Origin of the sequence: Arthrobacter sp. UYCu712 (genome assembly GCF_040547005.1) — a bacterium.
In the GTDB taxonomy this organism is placed as follows: domain Bacteria; phylum Actinomycetota; class Actinomycetes; order Actinomycetales; family Micrococcaceae; genus Arthrobacter.
In genome coordinates, this window is the sequence record NZ_JBEPOZ010000026.1 from 1 (window position 1) to 22,816 (window position 22,816).

The 22,816-nt window shown below is 60.7% G+C and carries 21 protein-coding genes and 1 pseudogene; 5 read left to right on the forward strand and 17 right to left on the reverse strand.

Annotation, left to right across the window (positions count from 1 at the left end):
- Positions 1-343: 343 nt before the first annotated feature.
- From ABIB51_RS19310 to ABIB51_RS19320, 3 genes are all read left to right on the forward strand, one after another.
- Complete coding sequence (locus ABIB51_RS19310; protein ID WP_354190949.1) at positions 344-3,751, forward strand: PIN domain-containing protein; 3,408 nt, start codon at positions 344-346, stop codon at positions 3,749-3,751.
- Positions 3,752-3,794: 43 nt separating this feature from the next.
- Positions 3,795-4,541: a M20/M25/M40 family metallo-hydrolase gene (locus ABIB51_RS19315; RefSeq protein ID WP_354190951.1), complete on the forward strand. Its 747-nt coding sequence runs from the start codon at positions 3,795-3,797 to the stop codon at positions 4,539-4,541.
- 183 nt (positions 4,542-4,724) lie between these two features.
- Positions 4,725-5,048, forward strand: coding sequence for a hypothetical protein (locus tag ABIB51_RS19320; RefSeq protein WP_354190952.1), 324 nt, complete (start codon positions 4,725-4,727; stop codon positions 5,046-5,048).
- 266 nt (positions 5,049-5,314) lie between these two features.
- Here the strand turns inward: ABIB51_RS19320 and ABIB51_RS19325 are convergent, their stop codons facing one another.
- The 7 genes and pseudogenes from ABIB51_RS19325 to mobC form a co-directional block, all read right to left on the reverse strand.
- Positions 5,315-6,034, reverse strand: coding sequence for a nucleoside/nucleotide kinase family protein (locus ABIB51_RS19325; protein WP_354190954.1), 720 nt, complete (start codon positions 6,032-6,034; stop codon positions 5,315-5,317).
- A gap of 90 nt (positions 6,035-6,124) precedes the next feature.
- Positions 6,125-6,435: pseudogene (locus ABIB51_RS19330) on the reverse strand (DUF4193 domain-containing protein).
- Positions 6,436-6,569: 134 nt separating this feature from the next.
- On the reverse strand, positions 6,570-7,616 hold the full coding sequence (locus ABIB51_RS19335) for a PDDEXK nuclease domain-containing protein (protein ID WP_354190956.1): 1,047 nt from the start codon (positions 7,614-7,616) through the stop codon (positions 6,570-6,572).
- A gap of 215 nt (positions 7,617-7,831) precedes the next feature.
- Positions 7,832-7,960, reverse strand: coding sequence for a hypothetical protein (locus tag ABIB51_RS19340; RefSeq protein WP_354190958.1), 129 nt, complete (start codon positions 7,958-7,960; stop codon positions 7,832-7,834).
- Between the two features lie 191 nt (positions 7,961-8,151).
- On the reverse strand, positions 8,152-9,348 hold the full coding sequence (locus ABIB51_RS19345; protein ID WP_354190960.1) for a hypothetical protein: 1,197 nt from the start codon (positions 9,346-9,348) through the stop codon (positions 8,152-8,154).
- Between the two features lie 30 nt (positions 9,349-9,378).
- Positions 9,379-11,019 carry a relaxase/mobilization nuclease domain-containing protein gene (locus tag ABIB51_RS19350; RefSeq protein ID WP_354190961.1) on the reverse strand — a complete coding sequence of 547 codons (1,641 nt, stop codon included), beginning with the start codon at positions 11,017-11,019 and terminating at the stop codon, positions 9,379-9,381.
- 2 nt (positions 11,020-11,021) lie between these two features.
- Complete coding sequence (gene mobC / locus ABIB51_RS19355; RefSeq protein WP_354190963.1) at positions 11,022-11,414, reverse strand: plasmid mobilization relaxosome protein MobC; 393 nt, start codon at positions 11,412-11,414, stop codon at positions 11,022-11,024.
- 247 nt (positions 11,415-11,661) lie between these two features.
- Between mobC and ABIB51_RS19360 the strand changes: the two genes are divergently transcribed.
- Together ABIB51_RS19360 and istA are read left to right on the forward strand one after the other, a co-directional pair.
- Positions 11,662-11,967, forward strand: a complete 306-nt coding sequence (locus tag ABIB51_RS19360; protein ID WP_354190965.1) for a hypothetical protein — start codon at positions 11,662-11,664, stop codon at positions 11,965-11,967.
- A 541-nt stretch (positions 11,968-12,508) separates the two neighbouring features.
- Entirely contained in the window at positions 12,509-13,609 is a 1,101-nt protein-coding gene (istA, locus tag ABIB51_RS19365; protein ID WP_354190967.1) for an IS21 family transposase, read from the forward strand.
- A 68-nt stretch (positions 13,610-13,677) separates the two neighbouring features.
- Here the strand turns inward: istA and ABIB51_RS19370 are convergent, their stop codons facing one another.
- The 10 genes from ABIB51_RS19370 to ABIB51_RS19415 form a co-directional block, all read right to left on the reverse strand.
- A complete protein-coding gene (locus ABIB51_RS19370; RefSeq protein ID WP_354190969.1) occupies positions 13,678-14,817 on the reverse strand; it encodes a hypothetical protein in 1,140 nt (379 codons plus the stop codon).
- Positions 14,818-15,092: 275 nt separating this feature from the next.
- Positions 15,093-15,557 (reverse strand): pentapeptide repeat-containing protein, encoded by a 465-nt coding sequence (locus ABIB51_RS19375; protein WP_354190971.1) that lies wholly within the window; start codon positions 15,555-15,557, stop codon positions 15,093-15,095.
- Between the two features lie 1,109 nt (positions 15,558-16,666).
- Positions 16,667-16,957, reverse strand: coding sequence for a DUF4190 domain-containing protein (locus ABIB51_RS19380; RefSeq protein ID WP_354190973.1), 291 nt, complete (start codon positions 16,955-16,957; stop codon positions 16,667-16,669).
- A 137-nt stretch (positions 16,958-17,094) separates the two neighbouring features.
- Positions 17,095-17,550, reverse strand: a complete 456-nt coding sequence (locus tag ABIB51_RS19385; RefSeq protein ID WP_354190975.1) for a DUF6176 family protein — start codon at positions 17,548-17,550, stop codon at positions 17,095-17,097.
- A 184-nt stretch (positions 17,551-17,734) separates the two neighbouring features.
- Entirely contained in the window at positions 17,735-18,550 is an 816-nt protein-coding gene (locus tag ABIB51_RS19390; RefSeq protein ID WP_354190977.1) for a hypothetical protein, read from the reverse strand.
- 291 nt (positions 18,551-18,841) lie between these two features.
- Complete coding sequence (locus ABIB51_RS19395; RefSeq protein ID WP_354190979.1) at positions 18,842-18,979, reverse strand: hypothetical protein; 138 nt, start codon at positions 18,977-18,979, stop codon at positions 18,842-18,844.
- 114 nt (positions 18,980-19,093) lie between these two features.
- The gene (locus ABIB51_RS19400; protein ID WP_354191032.1) at positions 19,094-19,765 is read right to left on the reverse strand and encodes an RloB family protein; all 672 of its coding nucleotides are present in this window, start codon (positions 19,763-19,765) and stop codon (positions 19,094-19,096) included.
- Entirely contained in the window at positions 19,734-21,077 is a 1,344-nt protein-coding gene (locus ABIB51_RS19405; RefSeq protein ID WP_354190981.1) for an AAA family ATPase, read from the reverse strand. Before ABIB51_RS19405 ends, ABIB51_RS19400 begins: the two co-directional genes overlap by 32 nt.
- Before the next feature lie 340 nt (positions 21,078-21,417).
- Positions 21,418-21,966 carry a recombinase family protein gene (locus ABIB51_RS19410; RefSeq protein WP_354190983.1) on the reverse strand — a complete coding sequence of 183 codons (549 nt, stop codon included), beginning with the start codon at positions 21,964-21,966 and terminating at the stop codon, positions 21,418-21,420.
- Between the two features lie 277 nt (positions 21,967-22,243).
- Complete coding sequence (locus ABIB51_RS19415; protein ID WP_354190985.1) at positions 22,244-22,573, reverse strand: histone-like nucleoid-structuring protein Lsr2; 330 nt, start codon at positions 22,571-22,573, stop codon at positions 22,244-22,246.
- Between the last annotated feature and the right edge of the window lie 243 nt (positions 22,574-22,816).

The window sequence follows — 22,816 nt, forward strand, 5'->3', positions numbered from 1 at the left end:
ATACTCCGGAGTGAATTTACGTCTTGTCGTGCTCACAAGAACACCTTCCCGCAGAATCCAAGGATCCCGCTACTTCAGGTGTCCACCAACAGAGGGTAACCCCAGTACCTGAGAGCTAAGGCCTGGCGGGAAAGCTTCGGACAGTAACCTAATGTGGGGTCCCGCTGCTAGCGGGCTCAAGTTTCAATTAGCCCGAAGGGGGAGGCTTGTGGCTGTTGAATGGGCGTTGCTGGCAAAGGCCGGGGCACCGCTAGTTGGGAAAATCACTTCGCCCGCTCTGGAAAGCATCACATTGCCTTGGCGTGTTTCATGGCGTATTACCCGTCGAGCCGCCCTACAAGGCATGAAGATCCGATTCTTCCGGCTTCATGGCGTTCTGAGACAGCTGGACGTCCTCAAGGCCTTCCAGAAAGGCGACTGGGATCAGCTAAAGGAAAACGAAGAAGCCTTCGCCGAACTCATCAAGAACGAACCCGACGACGCAAAGATCACGGCGTTGCTGAAGATCCTGATCGAAAGCTACGTTGCCAACCTGAAACCCTCGGAAGCAACCGCTGCCCAAGGACAACGGGTCGAAGCCCTCGTCGAGAATACGTACCAAGCAACATACCGGCATATCGACGCCAGAAACTCGGATGACGCCACGTTCGAGCCAAACCTCCAGATGTTGAATCGCTTTAGGGCAGAAGAGGCCAGAAACATAAGGTCGATTTGGCCAAACGTCAGCAGGGCGGTCGCCGAAATTGTTGTCTCGCCGGACAGAAAGCAAACAGTCGCGGCGTGGGCGGAGCAACGGCCAACATGGATGCAGGATCTTCCTATAGCGTCCATGTGCTGGCTGGGGAGTCTCGCCAGGGACTACGGCGCACGCACAACGGCGACAGGGTTCTACGCAGAGGCGATCTCCAATGGTGCGGTACCCAGAAGCTACTGGAAAGCAAAGCGGGCAATGGCGGCCGGTCCCGTGGACAAAGTCAGCCTTCAAGAACAACTGGCAGGTGACGCGCCCCACCCGCTCTCTAACGCACTCCTTTCAGCCGTAGATGGCGACGCAGGGGGCATGCGCGAACACCTGCAAAACTGGGAAACCGGGCCCTCTGAAGACGATTGCCTCCGCAAGCTCCTGCTGGTTGATGCCCTAGATGCCCTGGGAGACCACGACGAAGCGATCACCGTGGCAAAAGCTGCAGCCGACCTATACGGGACCGGCAGTGCACACCTGACAGCAGCACAGAGACTACTTGCTCGCGGTACCGCCCGGAGCCAGCCAAACTATCTGGGGGATCTGCAGGAAGGACTCCGTCACGCTCTCAGCGCCAGGGAGACCTATCGGAAGTGGCAGGGCGACAGCCCCGAGGCTGCCCTAACCACCATGCGCGCGTACAGCCTCCTCGGAGACTACCTGAGCGGTTGGAAGGCTATGCAACCTCCCCCCGAAGGGACAGCCACAGAGCGCGAAGCCTCAGACGAAACAGTCCGCACCGAGTCCTGCATGCTCTCAGCTGAGCTTGGAATGATGTCTCGAGCACGAGACTTGCTCGCCAGCGTTAAGGATCCAGGCACTATCGCCCATGTGAAGGCATTGATGGCCGAATCCGAAGGCGACACCGAAGAAGCCAACAGGAACTGGACGGAAGCCTTCAGACACGCCCCCGACCCGGGATTAGGGCTGTCGATCGCCACCCGCCTGGCCAGAAAAGGACTAGAGATACCGGTCCCAGCGTGGGAGAACCTGGCATCCCCCGAGATAAGCGACCTACGGCTCATCTCGGACGTTTTCCGGAAAATCGACGGCAGCCTGCAACTCGCCCGCTCACGCCAACTCGAAAGTAGACACGTACTTGCGTCCCTGATCAACTTCCATGCCGAACAGGGAAACATAACGGAAGCAGCCGCGACGGCCGAGCTCGGCGCGAAGCGCTGGCATGACCCCGAACTATGGCTTACCGCGGCAGGGTTCCACCACGAGCTAGACCACAACACGGAAGCATCGCGATGTGCAGAAAACAGCCTTCACGCCGGCGGCAGTATCTGGAGACGACGCACAGAGGCCTACAGAGTCCTCATCGAAGCCAAATCCGCAGCGGGCGACATCTTGGAAGCTGCTGAATACGCCGCCCAACTTTTTACTGAACAACCGGACGATCCCGGCACGCAATGGGCCCTAATCAAAGCCCAGTACTTAGGGGCCGACGTCGAGGGGGCATGGGACACATACAAGAACCGCGCTAATGAGCCCCAGCCCCGCTCCAACGAAGAAGTGCTGATCTGGCTACGCCTGAATCGGCAATTCGGCAATCCCTTCGACATCAACCGCGCCTTGGATCTTGCCGAGCAACGGGACGACGAAGAAGTGCGGGCCAACATCCTGCTCTCCATAATGCTGTCGGACACTCCAAGCCGATCCGAGTCGACTCAACAACGATTTACTGCGGCGTATGAGAAGTTCAGGGAGAACTTCCCCGCAAGCGAGTTCATGGAACCCCATGAGATCAACCCGGACGACCTCCTGGGGTCGTTTGATCAGCTCATGGAGCGGCTTCCTGACTACACCGAACAACTCGACCAGATCAATGCCGGGCTGCTACCCGTGGGCATGGCTTCGACCATGCGCAACCGCTCATACGCGGAATTGATAATCAGTGGAGGCGCCGGAGTGATCTACGGAGGCGACCCCTCGTCACTAGAGACTGAGCTCGGGAACCTCGAAAACATTCACACCGCCGTCCTGGACACCACGGCCATGCACAGCTTGGTTCTCCTCGACAACGAAACCTCAAGAATTCTCTTGGGAACCTTCTCCTCAACAAGAACGACCATCGAGCAATACCGCGACGTCTTGGCGGCCACCGATTCGACCACCTTCAGCTCTGAGCTCGCCGTTTACAAGGACCCTGTAACCGGCCGCGCAAGGCTGAGCCAAACTCCAGCGGAAGTACTGGAGATCAACAGGGCAAGATCAAAGTCTCTGCTGGAGATGTTCAAAACGACCCAACGCGTCAGCAACCCCAAACTGCTGCGCGCACCAGAGGACCATCGCCTGCTCCCGTGGCTCTCGGCCGCTGACCTGGCGGAAAGACAAGGCCTCATTTTCTGGTGCGATGACCGCGTACTGCGATCCATCGCCGCGGCCAGCGGCGTCAAGACCGTAGGAACGGTTGCAGTTCTCGAAATGGCCCGCGAAGGCGGACTGCTTGATCCTGACCTGGTCGACGTAGCCGAAGCCGTACTGGTCCAGAACCGCTACGTCGGCATCACCTTCAACCCGAAGGTCTACAGACTCGCCGCGGAAATGAGCGTCTGGCGGCCTCAGGGCGTCGCGGCAGCCGTCATGAAGCACGGACCAACGGATCCCGACGAGCTGGCCAACTTTGTCTTGAACGCCATACGACAGGTCCTCCATGCTCCGGACGACGTGCGGGATTGGGTAAGTGCCTTTGCCCAATGGCTGGTTTCGGTCACAGGCGAACCCAACAGAGCCACGGAAGCACTCATTCACTGGCTCCGGCAGCTTTCTGACCAAGATTGGATGACCCCGGACCTTATGGTCTTCGCAAGCGAGGGTGTGAGAAGCGCTGCAAACAAGCTGGAGGGCGTAACAGATCCCCTACCTCAAGCGATGAACCTCCTGTACGAAGACCTCGTCAAGCGAACAGATGAAAGCCTGGCGGCGCAGTTCCTGACTGGTCTCGTGTCCCGCATGAACTCAGAAGACAGGGGCGCCGTTCTAAGGAATATCCTGATGAGCTGATCCATCAACTTGTCTTAGTAGCTGCAACCCTGCGGACGACCCAATGGGAGTCCGTACCGGAGGAAACCCACATTCCGTAGATCATGATCAACTCTGGCTAGGCCAAGGCGGCGAAATCTTCATTAAGACTGATGTTCAACGGGCACCTGGACACCGTGACGCTCGCCGGCTACGACCGCGACCGGTGGAGTCCCGCATCGACGACGGCAAGATGTTCGGCCGCGGAACGTTCGATATGAAAGCCGGCGTCGCCGCCATCATGGTCGCCGCCGCCACCGCCGCCAGCCAAGCCCACCGAGGCAACATCATCCTCGCCCTGGTCGCCGACGAAGAATTCGCCAGCGCCGGGACCGAGGAAGTACTCCGCCACTTCACCGCGGACAGCGCCATCATCTCCGAACCAACCCACGAAGACGTGGTGATCGCCCACCGCGGCTTCGCTTGGTTCGACGTCACCATTCAAGGCCTAGCTGCCCACGGATCCCGCCCGGACCTGGGCATCGACGCCATCGCGAAAGCCGGCCGCTTCCTCGCGGGCGTGGACGAGCTCACCAAGAAACTCGCCGAGGACAATCAGCACCCCACCCTCAAGGCGGGCAACATCCACGCCTCCCTGATCCGCGGTGGAGAAGAAATCTCCAGCTACCCGGCCGAATGCACGATCCCCCTCGAACGCAGAACGATTCCGGAGAAAACGCCGACACGACGAACGCAAAGCTCGCGACCAAATAGGCCTCCCGGAAAGCACACAGGCCGAGCCAAGGATGCTCCACCGTTTCTGCTTACTTGACGGGGGCACCAACGCAGTCAGCCTGAACTACACCCCAGCCGGACGTCAGGTTGCCCCGCCCAGCGTGTCAGGATAGGGCTCAAACGCGTTAACCGGACTGCTGGGATGAACAGTCCCAGATTCCAACCTGACACAAATGTGCTCGCCGCCTTAAGGCTGATAGTGGGCGGTAGGACAACCTAGATGGTTGAGGCAAAAGGCTTCAAGAAGGGCGCCGCGTTCAATGTCGAGCAGCTGCCGCGGGAGCTGCTGTGCCTGCAGGCGCATAGTGGCGGCCGGGCTCCCTTGCGCCTGCTGATCCTGACCACTCCCCCACCCATCAGGCTCGCCGGCAGTGGCCGCCAGGAAGTCGAAGCCGGAGCTGCCGTGGGTCTTGAGGCGCTGTGCGCCCGCGCCGGAACGACTGCTGAAGACTATGAGGCTTTGCTGGCCTCATCGTCATGCGGCAGAAAAGAACTCTATCGGATCTCCCCTCAGCATCGCTGCGTCTCTCCACCGGACCGCTGACGGCGTGGCCCGGGCCATCAAATGGCACTCGGGTGGCCATGCATTCGATTCTTTAGCGGACGTTGACTAGCACTCGGGCCGACCCATGGAGCATAAGTTTCGGAAGTCTGTCACTACGGGAGTCCGTGAGGCGCAGTCTGCAGGCCGATCGTGGATATTGTGACAAGCTGCGCAAAGGAAGGGGCTACGACGGCGCGTTATGTGAGCACTATCGATGAGCTTCGGCGCGCGCTTTGTGTCCCAGGCAGTGAGTAATGCTGCTGGCCCTATGAAGCCGGCGGCTCGGTTTCCAGCTGCTTACCCTCGGCCGGGCGCCGAGGCGGTCGCGGGGTTGTGTGCTCGATGACGAGTGTGCTGCGCTGGCTTCCTGATGCCACCAGGCGGGCATTGCGTTCGTCATTGCCGGTCGCGCGCCATTCGGCGATGTCGGCGTCCTTGTCGAACGTCAGGTGCCGGGCGGTGAGCCGGCGCAGGCGTTCGTCCTGTTGGAGTTCCACAAACCAGGTTTCGTCCAGGAGGGAAGCAACCTCGTTCCATGGGGCCTCGTCGAAGAGCAGATAGTTGCCCTCGGTGATGATGAGGCGTGTTTCCGGCGGGATGGCGATGGCCCCGGCGATCGCGTTGTTGACTTCGCGGCGGAATACGGGTGCGAAGATTTCCCGCGAGGTCTCTGAGCGCAGCCGGCGGAGCAAGGCGACGTAGCCGAAGCCGTCGAAGGTGTCCGGCGCGCCCTTGCGGTGCTCAAGCCCGCGGGACTCGAGCAGCGAGTGCGCCAGGTGGTATCCGTCCATGGGGACCAGGGCGACCTGCCGGGGATGGTTGGTGAGCAGGTGCTCCAGCAGCCATTCGGAGATCGTGGATTTTCCGGCACCGGGCGCCCCCGCGATTCCAAGAAGGCACCGTCCGCGCAGGAGCAGCGCTTCAGCACGGGCGAGGAGCTGCTGCTGGCCTGATTCGTCCCAGCGCAGGCGTAGAGGGAAGTTCATCGTCTCTTCTTTCCGCTCTTTCCTGGACCACGACGGCAACCAACAGGAGGCATGGCGGATGACCGATGGCCTCCATCTGGCACGAGCGTGCTAGCCCTCGCACTCGATGCAGTATGAGTGGCCGCCCTTTTCCCGCGCGAGCTGGGACCGGTGCCGAACCAGGAAACAGGAATAGCAGGTGAACTCATCCTCGGCCTGGGGAATGACCTGAACGATGAGTTCCTCGGCGACAACTCCCCGCCGGGGGTCATGGCCTCATCCAGAGCATCGGAGTCGTCCAGCTCACGGACGACGCTCTGGGCATCCGGAGCGTTGGCGGACTGCAGCGCCTCGAGGGAGCGGTCCTGTGATTCCTTGACGTCGGAACGGACTTCGTCGTAATCGGTTGCCATTTGAGTCATTCTCTTTTCTGGCGTTCTTGTCTGACGGAGCCGAGACGTACACCATAGCCCCGATATTCCCTGATCGCCCCGCCTGCAGGCCGCGTCCGCAGCGCCGAATCCGACCTTGCCTGCGTGGCCGATCTCTTAATTCTTCATGCGTCGAGGGGACTCGCCGGGTCGTGCTCGAGCGCTGCGGTGATGGCCTCCGGGGACGGCAGGGTGGCCTGCTCATCCACGGGAAGTGCCTCGTACGTGTAGGACGTCACGGTCAGGGGTTGGGCGGAACCATCGAGGGCATAGCGCACAGTGCGTTCGTTCTTGGATCCGCATACCAGGATCCCGACGGTCGGGGCCTGCCTGGGCAGCCGGAGCATGTCGTTGATGGCTGCGACGTAGAAGTTCAGCTGCCCCAGATGCTCGGGTTTGAACTTCCCGGCTTTGAGTTCTACGACAACGTAACGGTCAGAAGGTACGTGGTAGAGCAGGAGGTCGATGAAGAAGTCGTCTCCATCGACTTCTAGATGGTGCTGCCGGCCGATGAAGGCGAAGCCGGGCCCGAACTCGGCCAGCGTCTGTGCCATGCGCAGCGTCATGGCCTCCTCGATGGCGTGTTCCTGGGAGTCTTCGGTGAGACCAAGGAAGTCAAGTACCAGAGGGTCCTTGGCAACCTCCCGCGCCAGGTCAGTACCTTCCCCGGGCAGTCTTGCCTCGAGGTTGTTCGGAGCCGCGCCGGCACGGGTGTGGAGGCTCGTGAGGATCTGATGTTCCAGCACGGCGACCGACCAGCCGTTCCCGACGGCTCTTGAGGCGTACCATCGGCGCAGCTCGTGGTCGTCCAGCTTGCTCAGGAGTGCGACGTTGTGGCTCCAGCTCAATTGTCCAGACGGTGTCTGGACAATTGGCTCCGGGCCGTTCCATGCTGCGGCGAACGCACGCATGTTGTAAAGATTGCTTCTGGAAAATCCCTTCATGTGGGGAAACTCCGTGCGGAGGTCGCGTGCCAGCCGGTCCAGAACCTTGCTCCCCCATGGCTCGTTCATCTGCCTGTCCAGGATGGTCCGCCCAATGTTCCAGTAAAGCTCGATCATGGCTGTATTGACGACGCGCTGCGCCCGCTGTTGTGCTTCCCGCACAAGGCTTTTCAGGGTCGTGAGCGCGGCGGCGTAGTCGCCCGGAAGGTCCGGTTGGAGCTGGATCATGACTCCACCCTAGTTGGAGGTTCCGACGTTCCAGTCCCAATTGTCCAGACTCCGTCTGGACAATTGGCGCTGTACCGGGGCCGCTTGCGGATCGGGACGAACCGGCGGCTTCCACTCCGGCCACGTCCTTCAACATTGCCCCCAGAGTTTGTCGTGCGGGCGGACGGCGTGGCCGCGGCTGACCGGCAAGGTCACTGGATTGACCGTGTCTAACCTTAGGCGTCGGGGTCATGGCCAAGGAGACGGAGCAGGTCACGGGTTGTCATGCTCAGCTGTTCGAACCAGTGCTGGTAATACAGGGCCGTCATTTGCTGTGGAGGGGTGTCATCGAGTTCGTGGAGCATCTGCAAGGCCTCGCGGATAACCTCCTCGTCTGACGCCAGCTCAGGATCAGGCTGGGTTCCCGTTCCTCCGGGTCTTCCATGCGGGCGACTCCTTCCGTCTTATATGGCCACTGGTTTTGCTGCCCCCCACCGACGCGAGTCGGGCTCGATACAATTGACCTGGGCCCGGCTGGCACGGCAGCAGGGAGCCGCTAGCGGCTGGGACCATTCTTGGTTTTCTGGGCCCCCATTGCTGCGCCCCTGCTTGTCTTTTGTGCCTTTGCCGGCGCTTTGCCGGTGACGAGTGCGGTGCTGGGGTGCGTGCCCTCGCTGCGGGCAGCAGCAAGGCGCCCCTTGACGCGTTCCTCGCTTGCGGTACCGGCCAGTGATGCGGCGAACGCCCGGTGGTGGTCAGCGGAGCCGTATTCCGCGGCCGAGCTGTTTTCGGCCTTCCCGCCTCGGTCCTTCAGCCGTTTGCTGTCGTCGGCGGTGACCCTGCCTTCCAGCTCGCGGCCGAGCTCGGCGATGCGTGCGAAGAGTTCCGCTTCGGTGCGTTCGTAGCGGAGCTCCAGCGGCTGCTCCGATGACCCCTTGAAGCCGCCCTCGGCGAGGTGCTTTGCTTCGTACCATTCCTTCGCGGCGTCCACGAACCTGGCGTCGTTGAAATGGTCCTCGCCAGCCCCGTTGAAGTTTGCCGTGGTTTCTTCGCGCAACTGGTCGATGGTGGGTCCGTTGATGCCGTCTTTGCCGATCAGGTACAGGCGTTCCTTCACGGTCTCGTCGGCGGTGTCGATGGCCGCGGGCGTCGTGGCGTCGTGGACGCTCTGCAGTGCTTCAGCCAGGGCGCGGTTGCTCAGGTATTCGATGGGGACCTGGTGCCGCTCCATTTCCGGAGCCAGTTTGACGGCCTTGGCGCGGAGCTCCTCGGCCTGAGCCGCGGCGATGAGGGCCATGCCCTTGTGGTGCTCGACCACAGCGGCGCGGCGTGCCCGTTCGGCGGTCATCGTTTCGACGCCGGATTCGAGATACCCGGTGTCCGTGCCGACGTCGTGGGTGTCGATCCCGTAGCGGCGCTGAACTTCGGTCCGGATCCGCTCGGCCGCGCCGAGGGCGGTCGGGTCGCGGTCTTTCCAGCTCATCGCGACGGCGTGTGCCGTGGCAATGTCATGGGGCTGCGCTTTGTCCCACCACTGGTCCTTCTCCACCGGGGCCAGCGCTGCGTGGGCGGCGCTGCGGTCAGCGGCGAAACGCGCCTGGGCTTCGTGCGCCGCCTGGGAGTCCTGGTGTTCCTGCTGCCGCTGGGATTCCTGCCGGCGACGGGCCAGAGTCTCGGCTATGCGTGAGGCGATCATCAGCGACTGCCGCAGGCCGCCGTCCACAACGTCATCCATTCCATCTGATTCACTCATGGTGTTCCCCTTGCACTACTGGTGTGAGTCTTATCGATCCAGGCCCGGCCCGGAGTCACGTCGGCTGGGCTGGTAGGTCTTGGCCGGCGTCGCCGGTGTTGGCGTTAAGGGCACTGCTGATCCCGGACGGATGGGGACCATGCCGCGCCGGGCGATGTCGATCGCCCTGGGCGGCACTGCTGCCTCGGGAGCCGGCTGCTGTTCCGCACCCACCAGCACGGGCTTGGGCATGGTGCCGGTGAACGGAGCCAGCTGTTGCTCGACCACTGCACGGATGCGCTGCGCCTCCCGGGTCCGTCCGGACTGCTGATGCATTTCGTAGACGGCGAAGGCGGTGTTGATCAGCTGCACCATGAGTGCCGTTTGGGCGGCCGTCTTGTTCCTACTCGACGCGGCCATGAACAAGACGGCAGTCCCGGCAATCGACGGCAGCGCCACGGGTTTGCTGTGCTGCCGTGGTGCCCGGAGCTGGGCCGTGCGGGACAGCTCGGCAGCGGTGGCCGCCAGCGGACCCGGCGTCGGTTCGAGCCGGTGGGACCATGCCGCGAACGCCCCCGATACTTCCCTCGCAGCTTTCGCCCAGGTGGCGTGATCATCACGGGGCAGAGTGCGCAGCTGCTCAACCAGTGCGGTCGCGTTCCGGGTGTACTCGACCCACATTTCCGCCGGGGGTGTTCCGTTCTCGGGACCGGTCCTGGACACCGTGCGCCTGTTGCGGGCCGCTGCGTTCCACTCCGCCGCGGCCTCAGTCGACAGCTGCGGTGAGTCCATCCACTCTTCACGCAAAGCACCCAGCTTCAGGTCCGAGGCGAGGGTGCCGCCGCCGAACCAGATAGGCCTCTCGCCCTGCTTCGGGCGTTCGGCCACGGAGTACCCAACGATGACGTCGGTCGTGTTCTTCGCATAGCGCGGACGGACGAGCATGCCGGTGCCCCTGGCCCGTCGGACGAACTCACCTTCGGTAGCCGAGGCGCTGGCACTGCCACGGACCTTCCGGGTCAGGGATGACCGGTGCATTTCCCGCTCGTCCCGGACAGCCGTGGCGTTCTCGGCCCGGTCGTAGCCACGGGTGGCGTGCACGGTCGAGAGCTGTTCCAGCCCGTACTTGACCTCCAGCTCGCGGCAGGTCTCTTGTGCCCGCTTGTAGTCGCCGTGGGTGGAGGCTTTGGTTCCGTCCTCGCGGACGAGGGAGACTGCCAGGTGGATGTGGTGGTTGCCGTTCTCGGACGTGCCGTGATTGACCGCCACCCACCGGCAGCGGGCCTTTCCACTGGCTTCGGTGAAGCCCATGGAGTCCACGAAGTCATTAGCTATATCGCCCCACTGCTGGTCCGTCAGTGCGCCCTCTTCGGCGCGCAGACTCAGCGAGCAGTGCCACACGCTGGCGTCCTTGTATCCGACGTGCACGCGCTCCTTCTTGGCCGCGTCCCACTGCATGTCCTTGATCTGAACCGAGACGCCATATGCCTTGCGCGGCTGGTCCAGATGCTTGGCAATAGCCAGCGCATCGTCACGGTCCAAAACACCGTCGTCGTACCACGCCATAATCGCAGCATCGCCTGCTACCAGGTGGGGATCGCTGTGCGCGTTCTTCGTCTTGTTGGCGTCAGTCGATGCCAAGTAGACCATGAGCCCACCCATGCGCGAACCGCGCGTGATGTTCGGGATCACCCTTACATCAGCCCCTCAATGGTGCGGTCAATACGCATCGCTACTGACCGGAGATGCTTCAACGCTTCGCGTGCTTCCCCGGGAAACTCGCTGGTGGCGTTTGCCTGCCGCGCGAGCTGGTTGATGTTGTTGGAGGAACGGGCGAGCAGATTGTGCAGAGACATCAATTCAGCGATAGCGGCACGCCGTTCCGTTGTCGTCTCCTGGGTCTCGGACAATGCCGACGTAATCAGCAGGTTCGGGACAGTCACCTTCTCGCGCTCAGCCCTTGCGACAAGCGCGGCTTCCTCTTCAACAGTGACCCACAGGTCACGGCGCTTCTTGCTGCCGGCGGGAGTGTTCTCCCGACGTCGGCGCGACAGATTGAAACGGTGAGTGAATCCCTCATCCGACATTCAATCCATCCCTTCAAGGCCCAGCGCAGCGACCCCGGAACCGGGGACCTCACCGACCAGTGTGCCGCACTCGACCGCCAGTGTCGAGCGCAACAAGCCAATTACACCCGTGTAAGTGTATAGCTTGCTCCGTTAGAAACGGTTAGGGTATTTTCCGGCGGCTTTGATGGGTGGTTCTGCAAGGACTGTCCCGACGCTGCGCGTCGATGCACCCAAACCGTGCTGCCTCATGGCTAGGGTGGAAGGCATGCCAGCGATCGATATCGAAAAGACACGCAATCAAGCCCGCGCCCTCCTCGACTCACGAATTGAGTCCGTCACCGCCCTGGTCAAGACCCGCCAGCGGATCACCGACCTGCGCGAACAACTCACGGAAGCCGAACGCGAGGACAAGCGCGCATACGTCCGCGCTACCAAGGACGGATGGAGCCCCGAGGAGCTGAAGAAGCTCGGGCTCGAATCAGGCGCCGCAGGACGCCGGCGCAAGACGACCAATCGCGCAGCGAGTGAGAGCGCATCGCCCGCACAGAACGAAAGCAACAGCGGAGAGTAGCGTTGCCCCTCGTCCACTTGGGCACGGCAAAAGCTCAACCCTTCGGGCTTTTCCCGCACACAGGTTGACGACCGGACCCAACGGAACGGCTGCACACCATCGCCAGGTCACCACGGGCACATGACTCACCACGGGGACCGGCGATCCTGCACAGCCTCCAGAGCTTCGGTACAGCACAACCGGGCGCTTCCCCATGGACCAAGACGCACCGTTCCCAAACGGGAACGTGCACCAGCTCAGTCTCCGCCGGGCATCTCCTCGGCCTCGATGGCGGGCCTTCGTCTGCGCGCGTAGGTGCGCTCCAGATAGTCAACTACGTAGGACTCACGGACACGCCACACTCGCGTCCGTTCAGGATCCCTTGACTTGGGGGAGCGTGAGCACCCGCGGGAACTGCAGCCCGGGGTCTTCCGGAACCGCGGCGACCTCTTCCACTTCAGAGTTGCGTGCTCCGCGGTCAGCCCTCCGTCCGGGTTGCACTTCGTCTTTGGTCCGTTGTGTTAACGCCAACTGAAAATAGGGCCACCGACCATTATGGAAGGTGATCAATTTGGATGATTGGGCGGAGATACGCCACCTGTTTTCGACGGGCAAACACTCGAAGCGTGAGATCGGCAGGATCGTGGGTGTTTCCCGCGGAACGGTTGACCGGGCGCTTGAGTCGGACCGGGCGCCGAAGTATCACCGGGCAGCCGGAGTATCGAGTTTTGATGCGTTTGCTCCCAGGGTGCGGGAATTGTTGGTGAAGACGCCGACGATGCCGGCAGCAACGCTCGCGGAGCGGGTCGGCTGGTCCGGTTCCGCGTCGCTGTTCCGGGCGAAGGTCGCCGCGATCCGGCCGGAATACGCCCCGCCGGACCCGGCTGACGGTTTGGTCCACGAGCCGGGATTCCAGGTCCAGTGCGACCTCTGGTTCCCGCGCGAACCGCTGCCCGTTGGTGAAGGCCAGAACGACACGCCACCGGTGCTGGTGATGACCTCGGCGTTCTCCGGTTTCATTCAGGCACGGATGCTGCCGTCGCGGACGACGCCGGACCTTCTCGGCGGAATGTGGACTCTGCTGCAGGACGCGAAGGCGGTCCCGTCCAGGCTGCTGTGGGACAACGAATCCGGCATCGGCAGGCGCAAACCGACGGAGCCGGTGGCCGCGTTCGCCGGGTCCCTCGGGCTGGAGATCAAGCTGCTACCGCCGCGGGATCCCGAGTCCAAGGGCATGGTCGAGAGGATGAACAGGTTCTTCCGGCAGCGCTTCATGCCGGGCCGGGACTTCCGCTCACCCGCGGATTTCAACGGCCAGCTGGAGGACTGGCTGCCCAAGGCAAATCACCGGTACTCGCGGTCCCGCCACGGCCGTCCTGATGAGCTGATCGTCCTGGACCGGGAGAGGATGCGGGAACTGACGCCGGTGACCCCGGAGGCGGTGTTCCGCAACGCGGTGCGGCTGCCACGGGATTACTACGTGCGGGTGTTCTCCAACGACTATTCCGTGGACCCGTCGTTCATTGGGCGGATCGTGGATGTCACCGCCGATCTGGACACCGTCTGGGTCACCCATGACGGCGTCATCATCGCCGCCCACGTCCGGGCTTATCGACGAGGTGACGGTCTAGGAAAGGCGCTGGCATTGTCGGCGCGGAGATAAAGGGCATCGGCTGTCAGCGACGTTCAGACCAGAGCTATACGAGCTGCGACGGCGTTCATGAGTGGCGCCTAAGCCTTGTCAGTCAGGAGCTCTTTCAGCTTCTCGTTCTGAATGGCTTCGAGCAGGGCGTCATACTGTTTTTGGAGCACATTCTTCTTGATGTCATCCTTTTCACTGCTCAACTTCTCTTGAAGCTGGGCAGCGCGGTTGATCATTGTCACGTCTGAATAGGCCGTAAAAACCTTCTCCGTGAGCTCTGGCAGCGCGGCATCTTTGTCGTGGTTCAAAAATCTTGCAGCGAGTACCGCGGTCACGGCGGCCGGCTTCCACTTTTTCAAGTCTTCGTCTTCGCCGCCGTGCACTTTCACGAGTGCGTACGGCCATGGGCCGCGAACCTTCTCGCCGGCCTTATACGACCAGTCGGCGTCGTCCCAACTTCCATCCCCCACATGCCGCAGGACGTGGTCGTGGCCATCCACATAGAAACCCCTACCGTCAACCTCGAGGAATTCCTTTGGTCCATCATGGGCATTGGCATACCCATCGTTTGACGCATAGCCGGCGACAACGTTGCCCACCTCTCCGTGCATTTGCACCCGGTTCTCCTCCGTCAGCAACACAAAGCCTGCCCTCTGGGCCACATAGCCCTGGTCAGAGACAGAAAGCCCCCAATCCATGCTCGTCACTCCAGCGCCATCTATGCCTTTGTCGAGAAGTGCGATACCAAGATTTGCTCCGGCCTCGGCGACGCCGACGATCGCTTGGGCGCTGGCCGCCCCGGCAGGCCCTCCGAACACCACTCCGCCGACGAGGATGGGGAGGCTGGCTATGTTCGCAGCGGCTTTGACCCACGCCTCAACCACCTCGCGCGGGAAATAATCGAACTTCACCTTCACCGAAATTGAAATAAAGGTTGCGGACTCAGCTGGAGAATAATAGATAACGCGGGTGCCAGCCATCCCGTTGTTGAGCGGGACTAAATCCTGAGACTTCACTTCCTCGCCCCACCAATTCATGGCGACGACAGATCCGGCTGGCGCGTCGGGATCCTTCGCTGTAGACATGACGAGCAGCTCGCCACTGCCTCTGTCAGTGCGACCGACGTAGACCGAGACGAGTTCTACCTTCAAGGGATTACCTAATCCTATGGGATCGAACTTCACAGTGTCCCCGCGTACGTCGACAATGTCGTCTGCATTGAGAATCATCTCGTGCTCCCTCGCGTCGAGCCATCTTTGGATCAGGCTAATGCCGGGGTAACGCCTCCGCAATACACCCGAAGCAGTTCATGGAGCCCAAAAGAAATGCAAGCCCCAACGAGCAGACGATTGGGCCCCTGATTTCTCAGGTGAAGAACTAGGAATCCGCCACGTGGCTTTGGGACTGGTCCTTCGTCGTTTTCAAACGAACAACTGAACAGCTTTGCTGAATGAAGCCCGTCGCCGGAGGAAGTGAAACCGTTCCGCCTGCTACATACTCCCGACTAGGGTCTCGGGAGACGTCCCATCGGCTCAAAATAGAAGTCCGGTATTGGCAGACCTCTTGCGCCGTAGAAGTCCTTCAAGTGGTTCACCGTACATGTGTCATCATTGCCACGTTCAGGTGGTGTGAAGCCCACCGGCCACAACGTTCTATCGTCATAACAGACACCGGAAAGATCGACACTTTCCAACTCCTGAATCCTGCTTAGATCGGCCCCATATAGGATCGCCCCGGACAAATCGGCTGCACGAACATCCGTGAAGACGATCCCCATCAGCTTGGCGTGCACCAAAACGGCACCAAAAAATGCTCCCACTTCAGGATTCGACGTTCCACCTACCTGTTGCAATGCAGCACCGGTCAGGTCCGCTGAGGTGAAGTCGGTTTGGGCGTTTATCTTGGAGAACGCAAAATCCGCACCCTGGAGTTGTGAGTCACGAAACGACGTACGCCCGATCCTAGACAAGCATATTTCGATGTCATTCTTGGGAATCGAGATAAGACATGAAGTGTTTCACTTCCCCGAAGCCGGCAGTGATCACACGCGTAGCACCAAGCTAGCTTCCCTGCTGCAGCCGTCCTCGGTTGATCAACGACTGAAGATTCACCCGGCTTATTACAACTTCCTGGCAGTGGAAGCACGAGAACCGCTGGAGCTGATGTCACGAGACAGCGCCCGGTAGGGGATCCCTCAGGGGGACATTATGACGCCTGTTGATCTGGTTGGGTCAGCAAGACGATCGCCAAGGCCGACCGTTCAGGGAGGCAGATTGCTAATCCCCCTAGCGAGCCGATTTCACCGGCGGCGTGAGGCCAGCACTCCATAGAACGCGGTCACGACGAGGACCAGTGTTAGCAGTACTGACGTATTGACGACGATGGAGAGCTCCATTTGGTGAGGCAAGAGCATGGTCGTGTCCCACCCGGCATTGTCGGCGCGAGTAATGAAGTCCGCGTCGATGGGGGTCCACAGGATGGCTGCGGCGCTTGTTGTCGCTAAGGCGCAGAGACTGAGGACAAGGTAAACGACAGACAGTACCGGTGGCTTTTCGGTGTGATGTGTCGGACGCTGGTGCAAAGCTTCCCCCGCTTTTCGGTGACGGCCGGCCGTTGGAGCCGCCGTCGCTATATTGCCCCTAACCCGGGGCGACATCAGCCTGGATATTGTCGGTGACCGTAGGCTTCCAGCGCGTCGTCTCTGATCCATTTCCTAGTCAGGACGACGTCCAGAACGCAGGAAGCGGCGAAAGTGGCCCAGAAAATCCATAAGGGTGCGGAACCCGCAAAGACCAATCCCATGACGGCAATAACGATGCCGGCCGAGACATAGCCGTACGTTCGGCGGCCGCGGGTTGCAAAGCGTGCCTCTTGCATCTCGCGAAAGTAGTTAAGCATCAGTCCCCCAAGGTTCGAATCGGAGCCTACAGCACCGGTTGCGCTACGCAGCGCTTTTCGTGCTTGCCGAACACTCCCGCATTCCACAGCGCTTGTGGGACCGGGAACACCTGGAGCCCAGGGAGACCCGCTGCGTCGCCCGATAGCCGATCCTTCAACGGACGCTCCGAATGAGGAGTTCTAGTTAGCCATCTGCTGTAGTGCAACAGGGATGTATGTCAGCACGTTGATCAGTGCCCAGGTGGCAAGTCCGTAGCCTAGAACGAGGGCCACTATCGCCACTGAGCGACCCTTCTCGTTTTTTCGTTTGATCTGATTCAAGGAGACGTGTCCAGCGCCCACAGCAAAAGTGGCAAGAATCCCGAGGCCAAAGAACCAAATACCGGAAAAGGCGACGGCGGCCAAGGCAACGGCAGCTATAGCCAGCATGTTAATCCGGCCAGTGGTCGGCGGTGCCTTTGTCGATGACATACTCACAGTTTCCCCATTTCGTAAGTGTCAATTGAGTCTAACCGCGTAGCAGGGACTCCCGCATGACTGCCCGGTGAAGGATCGGCTTACGGGCAGCCGAACCAGTCGGGCGGCGTCGCCCGCGACTGATCCAGATCTCACTCGTGTCCGGTCGCGGCCCAGCGCTTCATTGCTTCGAGGAGATGATGTGGCGTGAGCATGAAGCGAGGTTCGAGTTCCTCCCAGCCGGGCTCTTTCACACGCCGGCTGTACGCTGCATGGTCGGCATCAATGGGGATGGACTCGTCGAGCCCACCCGATTCCTCGCCCATGAGAGCAAGATGATAGATCCACGTTGAGCCGTCGGCTTCGACATTTCGGAACGTTGCCTCAAAGGCCGCGCGTTCCGCCGAGAGTCCTTGTTGCAGTTCATCCGGTCGCGAATTGAGCATGTTCATCCACTCCTCGAACGCGTGCTCCTTGCCGCTGACGATGCGTGAGCGACTCAGCTCGAGTCGCATGCCCTGCGGTACTGATGGCGGCATCTGGTGCCCGGGAAAGTCGCGCGGTACCGGAGTGAAAGGGATCTCGAAGTCATTGTCATGAGGGGTCATGAAGGTATTCTCGCGGCGTTGACCGCACGGAGGCACCTCCAACGCAGATGTGTTTCGCTCAGGGATCCTTTCCGTGGGGAGAGTCTGCTTGGCGTGGTGGTCAACTAGCCCTGGGTGTGGCCGTCTCACGAGGGACGAGTCAGAGTCGAGTGCGGTGAGGGATCCGCGGACGGGCGCGAAAAAGTCAGCGCTTCCGAGGGACGTTGATGCGAACGTCAGCGGCCTGGGCTTCATCTAGCACCCATCGCTGGTACTTCGGGTGGTCCGGGTATTTTTTACGGAGATAATCCCGGACGACCTTCCCCGGGCGGTGTTCATTGGTATAGCCGAGCTCCCGAGCGAGTTCGGCAGGTTCATACGTAGCCACGGCTCTGAGTGTAGGCCGTGGCCGGGTCACTTCAGAGGTGACGGTTAGCCTTGAGCGCCCGGTAAGTCGATCGGCATCCGGGACATTGTGCTGGCTTCCCTGTCGTGATAGTCCAGCGGTAGCTTCGCGCACTTTCTCGACAAACTCGCTGCGCTTATTGCCAAGTGGGAATGGGATGGCTTCGTCATGAAGTAGCGGAAGATGAGCGGCTCTAAATGGACCAGCGAGGAGCTCAAAAGTAGGGGTATGGCATATGACAATCCCGTCGGGATTGAGATCGCTGACGCGCCGAACGCAGTCTTCAACGCTTGCTTTAAGGGCCGCCCGGCGAATTGCCGGCGAAAACGCGTTCACCGGTCGCGATGCGAGATCGATCAGGTACACGCCCTCATTGCGAAGCCGTGTAAGCCAAGGCTCCTTCCGATCACCCTTGGTCAGTTTGCCGCTATCGCAGAGAGCGGCGACGACGGATCTAAAGAGGTTGTCCGCTTGGTTCAATGGCTCTGAGTAGAAGAACCGCCGGTTGGTCGGGTCGCCACCGTCATCTGGTGCTGATTCACCGACGAGTAAGAGCCGGATACGCGACGGTTTCCACTGTTCGCGGAGGGATTGATACCACTCTTCCTCGGCCATTTCCCTCCTTAGATGAATTCGCTCGGCCAGCCTGTGGGGACAATCCGAATGCTGCATGGCAACCGCGCTGGCAAATCCCTGAGGGCGCCGGCGACCGTGCAACATGCCGTGAACTCAGAATAGGGCTTTCATGGACTACTGGCATCCACGCAGAATTATGGGGCCACGCACCGGATGGACGGCTACCCTGAGGCTGTCCCGGTGAAGGATCCTTTACCGGACGCGCACCGTCCATCTAGCCCGTTGCGTTAGAACGCGTGCTTGGAACGCTAGCGTTGGCGTGTGGGGGAATCAAAGAATAGTGAGTCCAAGACGGCTGCCGAGAAACGATGGGCTGGTGGCGCTCTCAACAACAGGCGGCTTCGGTTCGGTTTTGGGTTCATGTTGGCGCTGCTTGTGGTTGTCGCCGGTCGTGTTGTTGTGGTCCAAGGCTTTGATCCTGAGGGCTTGGCATTGACCGCTGCTGATAAGCGGACCCAGGTCTCCGTCCTTGCCTCGGAACGGGGAAAGATTCTGGACATGAACGGAGCGGTGTACCGGCAGTCAGTACTCCGCTTGCATGGCCTCCACTAGCCTCCACATACCGCTAGACGGGTTGTTTTCCGGGAAACTGGTTTCGTCCCCGACATGTTTGGCTTCCAGCTTCTTGGCGCGGTCGCGCGCGTCTTCAAATTTGCCTTCCAGATCATCAAGGGTAGTCAGACGCTTGTCGTAGTCCTTGATGCGTTGCTGGAGCTGCCGTCTGGCATCATCGCGGTGAATGTAGCCCTGCTGGTCCGCAAAGTGAAGCAGGAGCCAGAGCTCGATGCACGGGTTGGAGATGGCAAGATGGATGCCGTTGTCATCGGCCTGTTGGCAGGCCTCTCTGATCAGTGGGTGCTCGTCAACGTCAAAGGCGCACCAGAGTTCATCTATATTCGTGTTCGGATCCTTTGTCCGACGAGCCTGCTTCTCCGCAGCTTTCTTCTCCCTACATGCCCTTTCGACGAGTTGTTTGGGCGCGGTCGACGGCTCGTCAACCACCACGAGCTCGATGAGGGCGCTCTCAGACCTGGCGTTGACGAGTTTTAGATACATCGGCTCAGTCTTCTCGCCCTCGCACACGACGACCACCCGTTTCTTCGGCGCTCTCGTCGCAACTTTGCGTTCCAACCTTGCACTGCCGCGGCTCCGTCTTCCGCCGCTAACCATGAATGCGCTCCCCGGGCAGTGCATCGCTGGCCATTGGAACAAGGTGGGGAGTGCCGCCGTATCGGCCTTGGAGGTACCCGCGGACGAGGTCTTCGCCTTTGCGGGGCTTGTACTCGGCCAAGGGAGTAAGGATGGATCCTCCGTCGCGCCCCTTTTCCGTCAGCCACACTTGACCGCGGGACAGGTGGTATCGGTCAAGGGCGTCTCCCGTTCCGCCCAGGAGTGTCACGTCGTGGGTGGAGAAGATCAGCTGCGCCCCGTTCGGATTTGTTTCCTTGGACTGAAAGAGGCGCAGAGCTTGAGCGAGCAAGAGAGGGTGAAGGCTGGCGTCGAGCTCATCGATTAGTAGAACGCCTCCGTTCTCGATTATCTCAAGAGCGTTGGTGACGAAGGACAACCAAGACTTGGTTCCGTGGCTTTCCTGCTCGAAGGGCAGGGTCATGGCCCGTCGTCCGGCCCGATGCACTAGCTCTATGGTGCCTTCATCCCGGGTCACGTGCTGCATCATGTCCGAGACCTGTGCTTCGCGCTGCTCCTCGGAAGAGTCCTCCGGGAAATCTATAGCATCCCGGATAACGGAACGAATGCGCTCTAGTTCTTCCTGAGATCGCTCAGCCTGCTCGACATGGGCGTCCAGGATCCCCAAGTCGGCCATGGAAAGGAGTTCGACTGCCTTGCTGCGGCGTTCAAGGAGTCGCCGGATGAGAGCCTCATCCACACGGCCCCGCTCAGCAACGTCGAGCACCTGCAGGTTGCGGACGAAGTACTCGTAGATTTCTGACAGAAGAGGGTGACCTGCGTTTGCGGCCGCCGAGAGAAACAGGACTTCCGGTCGTGTCGTTTCTGTAAGAAACTTGCCGTACTTCCCAAAGCCCTCCCTTAATTGGAAGTCATCGGTGTTCTGGCGATCGAAGATGTTCTGGGGCCGCTTGTGGGGAAACGTTTGTAGCCATTCCTCCATCACTCGACCCTGCTGGATCTCGAAACCGTATTGGTAGCGTGCGCCACGGAGTGAAAAGTTGATCTCCATCAGCGTGGGCTTGTCGCTATATGTAGGGTCGAGCAGGAACGGCTCGATCTCCAGGCTTCGGAACGCAGGCCGCGCGGCAGAGTTAAGCACCAGGTCCCGCATCGCTGCCATTGCGCGAAGCAGGTTCGACTTCCCAGATGCGTTCGCCCCAAGGACGGCAACAACTGGAAGCACGTCAACGGCGGTTCCGTCGAGGGCAACGGTGACCGGCACACCGAAACCTTTATCGAGGCGAGTCGCTAGGGCAGAAAACTCAGCCTCCTCTTTGAACGAGCGGTAGTTGCTGACACGGAATTTCAGGAGCATGATGCAATCCTTAGCGTAGGTGGCAGGAAGACCGCCACTCAATGCATTCTATGCAAAAAATCTGCGCAAACAAGCCCTATAGCCTTGGTTCAAGAGCATCCTGTCTCGGGCCCAGAATCCAGGCCCGGCGGCCCTGATCTTACTTGCGCAGCATCCCGACCGTCAGTGAAGGGACAACTGACGGATCTCTGAGTGCAGGCTGTTCAACAGGCCTCCGCTGAGGTTGCGACAAGGGACTTCCCCTCAGCCAGGTGGCGGCCGCCAGCACTGCGGCGGAACCACCGGACGCGCCTTACAAACGATGGTTACCTCCCGTCGACGCCGAAGTCCTCCGTACTCTCTAGAGAAGGTAGCGGTAGACCGTGGCGCGGGAGACTCCGAGCATCTTGCCGATGTCGGCGGCATTGATGCCTTTGCCTTTGAGTTCCTTGGCCCGGGCAGCGGCAGCGTCATCTACTTTGCGGGGTCTTCCGCCGTGGCGGTTGTTGGCCGCGGCCGCAGCGAGGCCGGCTTTGGTGCGTTCGATCATCGTGTCGCGCTCCAGCTGCGCGAAGGCGGCCACAATCGTAAGCATCGCGGTGCCCATGGGTCCGGTCGTGTCCAGACCCTCGGTCAGGGAACGGAACCCTGCTCCCCGTTCTCGGATGTTCTCGATAAGGTCCAAGACGTGCCGGGTGTTGCGTCCCAAACGGTCGAGTTTCCATACGGTGAGTACGTCGCCGGTCTCCAGCCTGTCCAGGGCTTTGGATAGCTGAGGGCGTTCGGCTGCGGATCCACTGACGCCTTTGTCGGCAAAGGTCCGGGCTGCGCCGGCTGCCTGGAGTGCATTGAGCTGCAGATCAAGGTTCTGTTCCGCGGTGGAAACCCTCGCGTACCCGATTACAGCCATGGACGTCCCCGTATTCTCTTAATGCCGAGCAATTTACCGTTGTGAGACTATCTGTTATTGGACGGCATTCTGAGACTTTGGGGGGCGTGTCGAACCGCGAGTTCCTCCACATTCCTTACATCCCCTGGAACACGACCCGACCGTCTCAGTAATGGATCGTTTTTGAGAACGAAATCCGCCACGTTTCAGGCCGCAGAGATGGAAGTAGGACATGGCCCACGTCACCGCCTTGGCTCAGCTTGGGTCCAATGAGCTGAACCAAGGGTCACGCACCTCGCTAGGCGTGAGCGGCAGCGTAGGCCTGTTGGATGTCCTGGCGGATTCGTCCTCGACTGCTGGGGGTGTACCCATTGGAGTTGGCCCAGTCCCGGATCCTCCGGGTTTCATCCCGACTCATCGGAGCACTCGTGCCGGCCCGGCTCGCAGAGGGGCCGCGGAGACGACGGCCGTTGGAGATGTATTCCGCTAGCGCTGCACGAAGTTCCTCGGCGTGGTCAGCGGTTAGATCAATTTCGTAGTCGGCGCCGTCGACAGAAAATCGAACCGTTTCTTCGGCGTCCTCGCCAGAAAGATCATCGATGAGCTGGACATGGATTTTGCGGGCCAAGGGGGTCCTCTGGTTGTGGTTTCATGCTGCCGTCTTCCCCAATACGAATTCAGCCTTCAGCCTCAACCCTATTTCACATCCAGACACCCCCATGAGTGGCAGGCCACGCACCCCTTCACGCGTGTCAAGTTGGCACCTCAGAGCACCGACGGCCAGCGTCAGTATTCAAGTTCCGACCACCCGGCCAGTTTGCGCTCTCGGGTCGGCCTTCGGGATGTCGACGCCTATCTACAGGCCAATACG

Excerpts from the sequence above, each read along its gene's own strand:
- ABIB51_RS19310 (WP_354190949.1), top strand. The coding sequence starts at position 344 with ATGAAGATCCGATTCTTCCGGCTTCATGGCGTTCTGAGACAGCTGGAC.
- ABIB51_RS19315 (WP_354190951.1), top strand. The coding sequence starts at position 3,795 with ATGGGAGTCCGTACCGGAGGAAACCCACATTCCGTAGATCATGATCAA.
- ABIB51_RS19320 (WP_354190952.1), top strand. The coding sequence starts at position 4,725 with ATGGTTGAGGCAAAAGGCTTCAAGAAGGGCGCCGCGTTCAATGTCGAG.
- ABIB51_RS19325 (WP_354190954.1), bottom strand. The coding sequence starts at position 6,034 with ATGAACTTCCCTCTACGCCTGCGCTGGGACGAATCAGGCCAGCAGCAG.
- ABIB51_RS19335 (WP_354190956.1), bottom strand. The coding sequence starts at position 7,616 with ATGATCCAGCTCCAACCGGACCTTCCGGGCGACTACGCCGCCGCGCTC.
- ABIB51_RS19340 (WP_354190958.1), bottom strand. The coding sequence starts at position 7,960 with ATGCTCCACGAACTCGATGACACCCCTCCACAGCAAATGACGGCCCTG.
- ABIB51_RS19345 (WP_354190960.1), bottom strand. The coding sequence starts at position 9,348 with ATGAGTGAATCAGATGGAATGGATGACGTTGTGGACGGCGGCCTGCGG.
- mobC (WP_354190963.1), bottom strand. The coding sequence starts at position 11,414 with ATGTCGGATGAGGGATTCACTCACCGTTTCAATCTGTCGCGCCGACGT.
- ABIB51_RS19360 (WP_354190965.1), top strand. The coding sequence starts at position 11,662 with ATGCCAGCGATCGATATCGAAAAGACACGCAATCAAGCCCGCGCCCTC.
- ABIB51_RS19370 (WP_354190969.1), bottom strand. The coding sequence starts at position 14,817 with ATGATTCTCAATGCAGACGACATTGTCGACGTACGCGGGGACACTGTG.
- ABIB51_RS19380 (WP_354190973.1), bottom strand. The coding sequence starts at position 16,957 with ATGTCATCGACAAAGGCACCGCCGACCACTGGCCGGATTAACATGCTG.
- ABIB51_RS19385 (WP_354190975.1), bottom strand. The coding sequence starts at position 17,550 with ATGACCCCTCATGACAATGACTTCGAGATCCCTTTCACTCCGGTACCG.
- ABIB51_RS19390 (WP_354190977.1), bottom strand. The coding sequence starts at position 18,550 with ATGGCCGAGGAAGAGTGGTATCAATCCCTCCGCGAACAGTGGAAACCG.
- ABIB51_RS19400 (WP_354191032.1), bottom strand. The coding sequence starts at position 19,765 with ATGCACTGCCCGGGGAGCGCATTCATGGTTAGCGGCGGAAGACGGAGC.
- ABIB51_RS19405 (WP_354190981.1), bottom strand. The coding sequence starts at position 21,077 with ATGCTCCTGAAATTCCGTGTCAGCAACTACCGCTCGTTCAAAGAGGAG.
- ABIB51_RS19410 (WP_354190983.1), bottom strand. The coding sequence starts at position 21,966 with ATGGCTGTAATCGGGTACGCGAGGGTTTCCACCGCGGAACAGAACCTT.